The following is an 11,371-nucleotide window of genomic DNA, read 5'->3' as shown; positions in this document are numbered from 1 at the left end:
ATTTTCTTAAGTTTCAAAAATATATTTGAAGAAATAAAAAAACCGATTTGTATTAGCTGCAAATCGGTTTCATATTATTCTGGAAATAAGCTTTTAAAAAGCGGCTTTCATTTTATCTTTAATTGCATCAAGGCATAAGTTATTGATACTTCCTTCGTGTGTGTGTTTTGTTTCTTTTGGAGATTTGTATGTTCCAGCTTCCAATTGTTCTGCAACAGCTTTGTATGCATCTCTAAAAGGCATTCCTTCCACAACCATTTCGTTTAATGTATCAACTGTAAACAAATAATCGTATTTTTTATCTTCTAAAATATGATCTTTAACAGTAATATCTTTAATCGAAAATATAGCAATATCCAGACAAGATTTTAAAGTTTGAATTGCTGGAAACAAACCTTCTTTTAAAAGCTGTAAATCTCTGTGATATCCGCTTGGAAGATTATTGGTGATTAAAGTGATTTCGTACGGAAGCGCCTGAATCTTATTACATTTCCCTCTGATTAATTCAAAAACATCAGGATTCTTTTTATGAGGCATAATGCTTGAACCTGTTGTAAGATGTGCCGGAAGACCAATAAAATCAAAATTCTGGCTCATGTACAAACAAACATCCATTGCGAATTTTGATAACGTTCCTGCAACGCTTGTCATCGCAAAAGCAACCGTTTTCTCTGCTTTTCCACGGCTCATTTGTGCTGCAACGGCATTGTATTTTAAGGTTTCAAAACCTAATTCTTGTGTTGTAAATGTTCTGTTGATTGGAAATGAACTTCCATAACCTGCCGCAGAACCTAACGGATTTTGATCTACAATTTTAGAAGCGGCGTTCAACATTGTAATATCATCAATCAGACTTTCAGCATAAGCAGAAAACCACATTCCGAATGAAGATGGCATCGCGATTTGTAAATGTGTATAGCCCGGCAATAATACATTTTGATGCTTTTCTGCTGATTCCATCAACAGATCAAAAAGTGTTTTTACTTGTTCTTTAATCGCTTTTAATTCGTCTTTTAAATACAAATGAACGTCTACTAAAACCTGATCGTTACGAGAACGTGCGGTGTGGATTTTTTTTCCTGCATCGCCTAATTTTACCGTTAGAAGATATTCTATTTTAGAATGTACGTCTTCGAAACTGTCTTCGATTTCGAAATTTCCAACTACAATATCAGCTATGATTTCGTTTAATGCATCAACTAACGAAGTTGTTTCTTCTGTTGTCAATAAACCAATCTGACCTAACATTTTAGCATGTGCGATTGAACCTAAAGCATCGTATTTTGCCAAAACTAAATCCAGTTCACGGTCGTTTCCAACGGTAAATTGTTCGATTTGTTTATCTGTTGGTATTCCTTTTTCCCAAAGTTTCATAAGATGTATGTTTTTTGTTTCACAGAGATACTCAAAGTAAGCTCAGAGATTCACAAAGTTTCTTTTTTTACGTAATGTTTCTCAATTCCTGAGAGTCCTAGCCCCGATAGTAGTGGAAATCCTTTTTCTGGCTTCTTTAGCCAGGAAAAGATTGGAACGGATAGCGGGATTAGCTCCTAAATCCTTCGACTACGCTCAGGATGACAATTATAATTTAAAAAAATCAGTTAGTATTTTGATATATAAATCGACTCCTTCTTCAATTTCATTTACAAAAATAAATTCGTCTGCTGAATGTGACCGCAAAGTTTCTCCAGGCCCTAATTTTAAAGACTGACAGCTTAAAACAGATTGATCAGAAAGTGTCGGCGAACCATAAGTTGTTCTTCCCAAAGCAATTCCCGCCTGAACCAAACCGTGTGAAACTGGAATTGACGATGCGTTTAAATGCATGGATCTTGGCGTTACTTCGGCATTTACATTTGCTTTTACAACTTCCAAAATTTCAGCATTTGTGTAACGGTCTGTTACGCGGATATCAACCACTAAATCACATTCTGAAGGTACTACATTATGTTGTTTTCCTGCACTGATTTGTGTTACGGTCATTTTTACAGGACCTAAAACGTCTGAGATTTTATCGAATTTATAGTTTTTAAACCATTCCATTACTGGAATTGATTTGTATATTGAATTATCATCATTTTGATGTGCAGCGTGGCTAGCAATTCCTTTTACTTTTACGTCAAGAACTAATAAACCTTTTTCTGCAACTGCTAATTGCATTAAAGTTGGTTCGCCAACAATAGCGCAATCTAATTCTGGCAAATGCTTTAAAACACTGTTTAAACCGTTTTTTCCGCTGCTTTCTTCTTCGGCGGAAGCCACAATTACAATATTGTGCGAAAGATTTTGATTTTCGTAAAAATGAACAAAAGTCGCTAATAATGAAACCAAGCATCCGCCTGCATCATTACTTCCTAATCCGAATAGTTTTCCGTCTTTTTCAATCGCTTTAAACGGATCATTAGTATAAGCTTGATTGGGTCTTACGGTATCGTGATGTGAATTAAGTAAAAGTGTTGGTTTGTTTTCGTCGAAATATTTGTTGAAAGCCCACACATTATTGTTTTCTCTTTTGAAAGGAATTTCATTTTGATTGAACCAATTTTCGATTAAAAGAGCTGTTTGGTCTTCTTCACTTGAAAATGAAGGGGTTTCGATTAGTCTTTTTAATAAACTAATTGCTTCCTGAGTAAGCGTATTTATACTTTTCATAAGTTTGGTTTCTTTGCCACGAAGGCGCGAAGTCACAAAGTTTTTAATAAAAATCGTGACATTTTTGATTTGCGCAAATTTCTAAAATTAAATTTTAAAAGCACTGCGCAGTGCTGTTTTTTTGCCACTAATTACACGAATTTTCACAAATTGTTTTTTTGTAACAGATTTAAAATCAAAATAAACTTTTTAATGTAAGTCTAAAATTATTTTCTCTTTTAAAAGAAAAAATTAGAGTCAATTCGTGGCAACATCTTTTATAATGTAATAGTTGTGTGCGGAATATCTGAATTTTGAAGCATTTTATGATGTCCAATTTTAATTTTCTGTACACCTCTTGATAAACTATTAAAACAATTATCCAGTTTTGGAATCATTCCGGAATGGATTACTTTTTCTTCTTTTAGTTTATTGTATAATGTTTCGTTTATTTCTGTTATTACAGATGAATCGTCTTCTGAATCTTGTAAAACGCCTTGTTTTTCAAAACAATATATCAGAGTAACGTCAAAAACTTCTGATAATGCAATTGATAATTCGCTTGCAATTGTATCTGCATTTGTGTTTAATAATTGTCCGTTTTTATCGTGTGTAATGGCGCAGAAAACAGGAACAATTCCAGCTTCTAATAAAGTTGCCAGCAATTTGGTATTGATTTGTTTTACATCGCCTACAAATCCATAATCGATTGTGGGGTGATTTCTTTTTACGGATTGAATCAAATTCCCGTCAGCACCCGAAAAACCAATTGCATTATTGTCTTTTGCCTGCAATTGCGCTACAATATGTTTGTTGATTTGTCCTGCGTAAATCATTACTACAACATCAAGCATTGGAGCATCTGTAATTCGGCGTCCGTCAATCATTTGCGGAACCAAACCAATACTCTGAGCCATTTTTGTAGCCGATTTTCCACCACCGTGAACTAAAACTTTATAGCCTTCAATTTTAGAAAAATCGGTTAAGAATTGTTCTAATTCTTCTGGATTATCGATGATGTTTCCACCTATTTTTATTACTGATACGTTCATTTCTTTCAAGGTTCAAAGGGACAGAGGGACAAAGGTTCAAAGGTTTTTCTCAAGGCTATAAAACCTCTGATCCTTTGCAACTTTGAACCTTTGCACCTATAAATTATATTTTCTTCAAAATCTTTTGTAAAACTAATTGTGCCGAATACGTTCTGTTATTCGCTTGTTCGATTACGATTGAATTTTCTCCGTCTAAAACTTCGTCGCTCACAATTACGTTACGACGAACTGGAAGACAGTGCATGAATTTTCCGTTGTTCGTTAAAGCCATTTTTTCGGCTGTAACAGTCCAGTTTGGATCGCTGTTGGTTACTTTTCCGTAATCGTTGAAATTACTCCAATTCTTTACGTAAACGAAATCTGCATTTTCAAAAGCTTTGTTTTGATCGTATTCGATTTTGCTGTCTTTTGTTATTTCCGGACTTAGTTCGTAACCTTCCGGGTGTGTGATTACAAAATCCATGTCTTTTTGCATTTGCATCATTTCTACGAATGAATTCGCAACCGCCTGAGGCAAAGCTTTTGGATGTGGCGCCCAAGAAAGTACTACTTTGGGTTTGTGTTTCGTTTTGTGTTCTTCCATCGTAATAGCATCTGCTAAAGATTGTAATGGATGACGAACAGCACTTTCCATGTTTACAATTGGCACAGTAGCGTATTTCAAAAATCCTGAAATAACGGTTTCCTGATAATCTTTTTCTTTATTAACTAAACTTGCAAAAGCACGGATTGCGATGATATCACAATATTGGGAAACTACTTCTGCTGCTTCTTTGATATGTTCTGAAGCACCGGAATTCATAACGGCTCCGTCTTCGAACTCTAATGTCCAGCCTTCGTTGGTAAAATTCATTACCATAACGTTCATTCCTAAGTTTAAAGCCGCTTTTTGTGTACTCAAACGCGTTCTTAAACTCGGATTGAAGAATAACATTCCTAATGTTTTGTTTTTTCCTAATTTTTTATTTTTAAGTGGATCTTTTTTGATCTTGATCGCACTTTTTACCCATTTTGATAATGAGTCGATATCTTTTATTGAAATATAATTCATCTTCTTGGTTTTGTTTTTCTTATTGGTTTCTAAAAAATTAGACGCGGATTATACGGATTCGCTTTGCGAAGACGCAGATTAACGCGGATTTTTTATATTCTTATTTTTCTACTGTTTTCAAATACTTTTCGTTTAAATTCTGGTTTTGTTCCAAAATTTAGAAGTAAACCTACTTCACAGTCTGTACCTTTTAAATAATTCAAAATTTGATTTTCAAACTCGATTACAATACAATTAGCCGCTTTTAATTCTAAAATAATTAAATCTTCAACTACTAAATCTGCATAATATTCTTCAACTTCAATACCTTTATAATAAACTTTAATTTTCTTCTGAGCTTCAACATACAAACCTTTATTTTTCAATTCCAAATACAAGGAATTTTGGTAAACTCTTTCTAAAAACCCATACCCTAATTCATTATAAACTTCATAAAAAGTTTTGATAATGACGTCGGTCAACTCTCGATGCAATAATTCCATAAAATATTTTTGAATGAAATATACTACATAAAAAATTAAAATCAAATATAAAATCCGTTTAAATCAGCGTCTTCGCGATAGCGAATCTGTGTCATCCGCGTTCATATCACACAATCTTGGTAAAAGAAATCTCATCCTTTAATGCCTTTAAAATGAAATTATCATTTAATCCATTTACGATCCAGGTTTCTATATTTGCTGCTTTTGCAATTCCAGCTGCTTCTATTTTAGACTGCATTCCTCCTGTTCCGTGTGATGATTTTGATTCGCCGATTTCTTTTTCAAGCGTTTTTAAATCATTAACTAATTTTATCGTTTCCGGAATCTCATCGTGAATAGAATCTTTCGTATAAATTCCGTTTGTATTGGTTGCAATAATCAGAATATCAACATTTAAAAGAACCGCCGTTAAAGCCGCTAATTTATCATTATCTCCAAACCGAATCTCATCTGTGGCAACGGTATCATTTTCATTAATAATCGGAATGTAATTGTTTTTAACCAATACATTAATGGTATTTACAATGTTCTTTTTAGTCTGCTCTTTTTCGAAATCAGAATAAGAAAGTAAACACTGCGAAGTATTTAATCCTAAATCCTTAAAATTTTCATTGTAAATCCGCATTAAATGAGGCTGCCCAATAGAAGCCAAAGCCTGCTTTACAAAAACATCTTTATCCTGATTATCCAGTTTTACAAATTGCTTCGCTGCCGCAATTGCTCCTGAACTCACTATGATAAATTCATATTCGTCGTTTAAAGCCGCAATCTGTATTCCGAGGTCTTCAATCTTTCCCCGCGAAATATGATTGGTTTCTTTGGTTAAAGTATTACTTCCTATTTTTAATAAAATCCGTTTTTTTGCCATGTCTTTTGTTTTTGCCACGAAGGCGCTAAGGCACTAAGTTATTTTTAACGCAAAGGCGCAAAGTTTTTTTATATTTTTTTTGTTTACAAACGCTAAGTTAGCAAAGCTTTATATATAGTTAAATTCCAAAAAATAAATTCCAAATTCCAATAATCTGAAATCAAAAATCGTTAATCATCAATCTAAAATCTGAACTCTAAAATCTAAAATTATCGTATCTGCCCTTCTCCGTACACGTACCATTTATTGGTTACAAGATGTTGCAAACCGATTGGACCACGTTGATGTAATTTGTCAGTGCTTATCGCTAATTCTCCACCTAAACCAAATTGTCCGCCGTCTGTGAAACGGGTTGAGGCATTTTGATAAACTGCTGCGGCATCTATCGCTTCCATAAATTGCTGTGCTGCTTCGTTATCTCTTGAAATAATTGCTGCCGAATGTCCGCCGCAATATTTATTGATTTTCTCGATCGCATTTTCCTGAGAATCAATTGTTCCGATTACGATTTTATAATCTAGAAATTCTTCGTACCAAATATCTTCGTTTTGAAGTGTTTTAGTATTTTCAAAATTTGCTAAAGATTTATCTACAATAACTTCCACTTTTGCTTCAATTAAAGCTTCAATCAACATGGCTGTAAAATCTTCAAAATTGGGAAGTTTAGAATCTATCAAAACTTTATCCAAAGCATTACAGGCCGAAATTTTAGCAGTTTTAGCATTTAGAATTACTTTTAAAGCTAAATCTGTATCTGCTTTTTCATGAACGTAAACAAAATTATTTCCTCGTCCGCTTACAATTACGGGACAAGTGGCGTGCGCTTTTACAAACTCAATTAATTTTTCTCCGCCTCTTGGAACTATTAAATCGACTTTTTGAGTTGGTTTTTCTAGAAAAGCCTGAGTTTCTGTTCTATTATAATTTAGATATTCAACCCAATCTTTTGAAACTCCGTTTTCTTCTAAAGCTTTGTGCCAAAGATTTACGATTTTCAAATTTGATTTTAAAGACTCTTTTCCTCCTTTTAATAAAATCTTATTTCCGGATTTAAAGGCAATTCCACCCGCTTCGATTGTAACATCTGGGCGAGATTCGTAAATAATTAAAATCGTTCCGAAAGCAGCGGTTTTATTTATGACTTTAATTCCATTATCATGAGTGAAATGAAAACGCTCAACTCCAACTGGATCTTCTTGAGAAGCCAATTGGTTTAATGATAAAATCATTTCGTCGACTTTTTTATCATCTACTTTTAAGCGTTCTTCCATCGCTAAATCGGAACCGTCGTAATCGGCAAGATCTTCCTGATTGGTCAAGATAATCTGACTCCGCTCCTGCTCGACCTGCTTTGCCATAGATCGCAAAACCAGATTACGTTTTTCAATTGATAATGGATTCATAATTGTAGTTGGTTGGTTGTTTTTTGGTTTAGTTTCTTTTTAGAAACTTATATTTTAAACCTGAGGGGTTTTAAAAACCCGTCAGGTTTGACTTCGTGATAATTTAGTTTTTTAGTTCTTCCAAACTTTCTTTTAAAGCTACTATAAATGTATCAATATCAGCTTTTTTCACTGTTAATGGCGGTAAAATTCTTAATAGATTTTTATTGTTTGCGCTTCCTGTAAAAATGTGTTTTTCGATGATTAATTTCTTTCTTAAAGCGGCAACATCAAAATCAAATTCTACTCCAAGCATTAAACCTTTTCCTTTTACTTGTTTGATGCCTTCCACTTCTTTGATTTTCTCTAAGAAATATTCATAAACCTCGTTTACATTCTTTTGTAAATCAAGTTTTTCAATTACATCAAGAACTGCAATTCCTGCTGCACAAGATAAATGGCTTCCGCCGAAAGTTGTTCCTAATAATCCGAAACTAGCTTCGAATTTTGGAGAAATTAAAATCGCCCCAACCGGAAATCCATTTCCCATTCCTTTTGCTACTGAAATAATATCAGCGTTGATTCCGTGGTGTTGGAAAGCAAAGAATTTCCCGCTTCTTCCGTATCCTGATTGTACTTCATCTAAAATCAAAACAACATCGTGTTTTTTACAAGTTTTTTCTAAAGCCTGGAAAAACTCAGTTGTTCCTTGGTCTAAACCTCCAACTCCTTGAATTCCTTCGATAATTACTGCTGTAACATCGCCTTTAGCCAATTCAGCTTCAACTAATCCGATTTGATTTAAAGGTAAAAAAGTAACTTCTTGCTGTGCATTTAAGGGCGCAACGATTTTTTTATTATCTGTAACGGCAACAGCTGCAGAAGTTCTTCCGTGGAAAGAATTATCAAAAGCCACAACTCTTGATTTTCCGTTATGGAAAGAAGCTAATTTCAAAGCATTTTCATTGGCTTCAGCACCAGAACTGCATAAAAACAATTCGTAATCTTCAAGACCAGAAAGCTTTCCTAATTTCTGTGCCAATTCAACCTGCAAAGGATTCTGAATCGCATTTGAATAAAATCCTAAATGGTCTAATTGATTCTTCAATTTTGCTACATAATCCGGCTGTGTGTGTCCGATAGAAATCACACCATGTCCGCTGTATAAATCTAAATATTCTACTCCTTTGTCGTCAATAATTGTACAATCTACTGCTTTTACTGGAGTTATGTCGTATAATGGGTAAACGTTGAATAAGTTCATTTTTGTTTTTTGTTAATTTTGCTTCAGGTTTCAAGTTTCAGGTTACGTACAGAACGTGAAACCTGAAACTTAAAACTTGAAACTATTATTAAAATCCGCTTGGTCTCAAATTTAAACCTGTGGTTTCTTCTAATCCGAACATTAAATTCATGTTTTGAATCGCTTGTCCTGAAGCACCTTTGGTTAAATTATCTATAATTGATGTTATGAGAACCCGGTTTCCTTTTTTCAATAAACTAATGATACATTTATTCGTTTGCACCACTTGTTTTAAGTTGATGTTTGTTGTGGTTACGGTTACAAAAGGTTCGTTTTTATAGAAATCTTCGTATTTCTCTACTAATTGTTCCAAACTATCATCACATAATGTATATAAAGTTGCAAAAATTCCTCTTGGAAAATCTCCTCTGTTCGGAATAAAAAGCAACTCGCTTTCGAAATCGTCCTGCAGCTGCACCAAACTTTCTGAAATTTCGCCTAAATGCTGGTGTTCAAAAGCTTTATAATGCGACATATTGTTGTTTCTCCAACTGAAATGAGACGTTTCTGAAAGTCCAACTCCTGCACCAGTACTTCCGGTTGTAGCATTAATATGAACATCATTATTTAGCATATTATGTTCTGCTAATGGCAACAAAGCCAATTGTATAGCTGTAGCAAAACAACCAGGATTTGCAATATAATTTGCTTTTTTGATTTCTGCTTTGTTCAATTCAGGTAAGCCGTAAATAAAATCTTTTCCTTGAAAATGAGCATCTTTATTTAACCTGAAATCATTTCCTAAATCGATAATTTTAGTGTGGTTTGCAAATGCGTTTTGCTGTAAAAATGAAATTGATTTTCCGTGACCTAAACATAAAAATACCACATTTACGTCAGGATTTATTATATCCGTAAAATTCATTTCGATATCACCCATCAAATCGTGGTGCGCCACAGAAAGTGGTTTTCCGGCATTTGTTGTACTGTAAACAAAATCGATGTTTACTTTTGGATGATACATTAAAATTCTGATGAGTTCTCCGGCTGTGTAACCCGAACCACCAATTATTCCGACATTAATCATAGTTTCTATTTTTTTAACTAAAATTATTTTTATCTAAATTCTTATTTTGAGTTGGTAAAAATGCTCTAATTACAAAAAAGAGAATTATTACTTCTATTAGTAATCCCAGAAAAAGCATAAATCCTCCTCCAAAAAAAGCTAACATAAAAGGCACTGTACTAAATATCGCGAATACTTGATTGATTAGTTCAATTGGACTTGGAAAAATCAAAATTGTATAACTTATAGCTATTATTGAAACAGAAAAAAAACCTGCTACAAAATTTCTATTAGTAAAAAATACTGTACTTAAATTATCTTTAAAAAAGAGTGCCAGTCCCAGCATTATTAGTATTATAATAAATACCAAAATCCCAATAACCATTATGCCTCTGCCAAATTAATCATGATCTAATTGATTTACAGATGAAAATATGTTTTGTGCATTTCCAAGAATTTTGATAAATCCTTTTGCATCATCAGATGTCCAAGCGTTGTTCATTTCTCCGTATTGACCAAAACCTGTATTCATCAAATCATTTTTAGATTCGATTCCGTCAAGTGAAAAATGGTATGGTTTTAATGAAACGGTTACAGTTCCGTTTACTGTTTTTTGTGTGTCTTGCAGGAAAGTTTCAATGTTTCTCATAACCGGATCTAAAAACTGACCTTCGTGAAATAACATTCCGTACCAGTTTCCTAGTTGTTCTTTCCAGTATTGCTGCCATTTTCCAAGAGTATGTTTCTCTAATAAATGGTGTGCTTTGATAATAATTAATGGCGCAGCGGCTTCAAAACCAACTCTTCCTTTAATTCCAATAATTGTATCTCCAACGTGAATATCTCTACCAATTGCATAAGCATTTGCCAATTTTTCCAGAGCCACAATATTGTTTGATGGTTTATCTGTTTTACCATTTATTCCAACTAATTCTCCTTGTTCAAAATGTAAGGTTACTTTTTCTTCTCCTTCTTTTTTTAATTGAGATGGATAAGCTTCACTTGGCAATGGCTGTCCTGAAGTTAAAGTTTCTTTTCCTCCTACACTTGTTCCCCAAAGTCCTTTATTGATAGAATATTGTGCTTTTTCCCAAGAATAGTGAACTCCGTTTTTAGATAAATAATCTACTTCTTCTTGTCTTGAAAGTTTTAAATCTCTAATTGGTGTAATAATTTCAATTTCCGGAGCAATGGTTTGGAAAATTAAATCAAAACGAATTTGGTCATTTCCTGCACCTGTACTTCCGTGTGCGATCGCACTTGCTCCTACTTTTTTAGCATATTTTATAGCTTCAATTGCTTGAAAAACACGTTCTGCACTTACTGATAACGGATATGTATTGTTTTTTAATACGTTTCCGAAAATCAAATATTTTATAGCTTTATCATAATATTTGTCTACGATTGTAAGGTTTGCGTGTTGTGCACTTCCTAATTCGTAAGCTCTTTTTTCAATGGCTGATAATTCTTCTGCGTCAAATCCTCCTGTATCTACCAATACAGTGTGAACTTCGTATCCTTTTTCATTTTTTAAATATTTCAAACAATACGAGGTATCTAATCCTCCGCTATAAGCTAATACTACTTTTTTCATTT

Annotated in this window: 11 protein-coding genes; all 11 read right to left on the bottom strand. The window is 33.6% G+C overall.

Features of this window, described 5'->3' with window-relative positions:
• Nucleotides 1–93: 93 nt before the first annotated feature.
• The 11 genes from argH to APR43_RS11905 all read right to left on the bottom strand — a co-directional run bounded on the left by argH (nucleotide 94) and on the right by APR43_RS11905 (nucleotide 11,369).
• The gene (argH, locus tag APR43_RS11955) at nucleotides 94–1,374 is read right to left on the bottom strand and encodes an argininosuccinate lyase (RefSeq protein WP_053472180.1); all 1,281 of its coding nucleotides are present in this window, start codon (nucleotides 1,372–1,374) and stop codon (nucleotides 94–96) included.
• A gap of 207 nt (nucleotides 1,375–1,581) precedes the next feature.
• On the bottom strand, nucleotides 1,582–2,652 hold the full coding sequence (locus APR43_RS11950; RefSeq protein ID WP_053472179.1) for a M20 family metallo-hydrolase: 1,071 nt from the start codon (nucleotides 2,650–2,652) through the stop codon (nucleotides 1,582–1,584).
• A gap of 257 nt (nucleotides 2,653–2,909) precedes the next feature.
• On the bottom strand, nucleotides 2,910–3,683 hold the full coding sequence (gene argB / locus APR43_RS11945; RefSeq protein WP_053472178.1) for an acetylglutamate kinase: 774 nt from the start codon (nucleotides 3,681–3,683) through the stop codon (nucleotides 2,910–2,912).
• Nucleotides 3,684–3,786: 103 nt separating this feature from the next.
• Complete coding sequence (locus APR43_RS11940) at nucleotides 3,787–4,734, bottom strand: N-acetylornithine carbamoyltransferase (RefSeq protein WP_053472177.1); 948 nt, start codon at nucleotides 4,732–4,734, stop codon at nucleotides 3,787–3,789.
• Between the two features lie 92 nt (nucleotides 4,735–4,826).
• Nucleotides 4,827–5,216 carry a GxxExxY protein gene (locus APR43_RS11935; RefSeq protein WP_053472176.1) on the bottom strand — a complete coding sequence of 130 codons (390 nt, stop codon included), beginning with the start codon at nucleotides 5,214–5,216 and terminating at the stop codon, nucleotides 4,827–4,829.
• 106 nt (nucleotides 5,217–5,322) lie between these two features.
• A complete protein-coding gene (proB, locus tag APR43_RS11930; protein ID WP_053472258.1) occupies nucleotides 5,323–6,084 on the bottom strand; it encodes a glutamate 5-kinase in 762 nt (253 codons plus the stop codon).
• A gap of 209 nt (nucleotides 6,085–6,293) precedes the next feature.
• On the bottom strand, nucleotides 6,294–7,487 hold the full coding sequence (locus APR43_RS11925) for a glutamate-5-semialdehyde dehydrogenase (protein WP_053472175.1): 1,194 nt from the start codon (nucleotides 7,485–7,487) through the stop codon (nucleotides 6,294–6,296).
• 103 nt (nucleotides 7,488–7,590) lie between these two features.
• Nucleotides 7,591–8,730 (bottom strand): aspartate aminotransferase family protein, encoded by a 1,140-nt coding sequence (locus APR43_RS11920; RefSeq protein WP_053472174.1) that lies wholly within the window; start codon nucleotides 8,728–8,730, stop codon nucleotides 7,591–7,593.
• 88 nt (nucleotides 8,731–8,818) lie between these two features.
• Nucleotides 8,819–9,796, bottom strand: coding sequence for an N-acetyl-gamma-glutamyl-phosphate reductase (argC, locus tag APR43_RS11915; protein ID WP_053472173.1), 978 nt, complete (start codon nucleotides 9,794–9,796; stop codon nucleotides 8,819–8,821).
• Between the two features lie 13 nt (nucleotides 9,797–9,809).
• Complete coding sequence (locus APR43_RS11910) at nucleotides 9,810–10,121, bottom strand: hypothetical protein (protein ID WP_123959140.1); 312 nt, start codon at nucleotides 10,119–10,121, stop codon at nucleotides 9,810–9,812.
• A gap of 54 nt (nucleotides 10,122–10,175) precedes the next feature.
• Nucleotides 10,176–11,369 (bottom strand): argininosuccinate synthase, encoded by a 1,194-nt coding sequence (locus APR43_RS11905; RefSeq protein WP_053472171.1) that lies wholly within the window; start codon nucleotides 11,367–11,369, stop codon nucleotides 10,176–10,178.
• Nucleotides 11,370–11,371 lie beyond the last annotated feature (2 nt).

Source organism: Flavobacterium sp. NLM (assembly GCF_002210235.1).
Lineage (GTDB): Bacteria > Bacteroidota > Bacteroidia > Flavobacteriales > Flavobacteriaceae > Flavobacterium > Flavobacterium panici.
The sequence above is the reverse complement of the archived record's forward strand: the minus strand, read 5'-3'. Positions and strand labels throughout refer to the sequence as shown.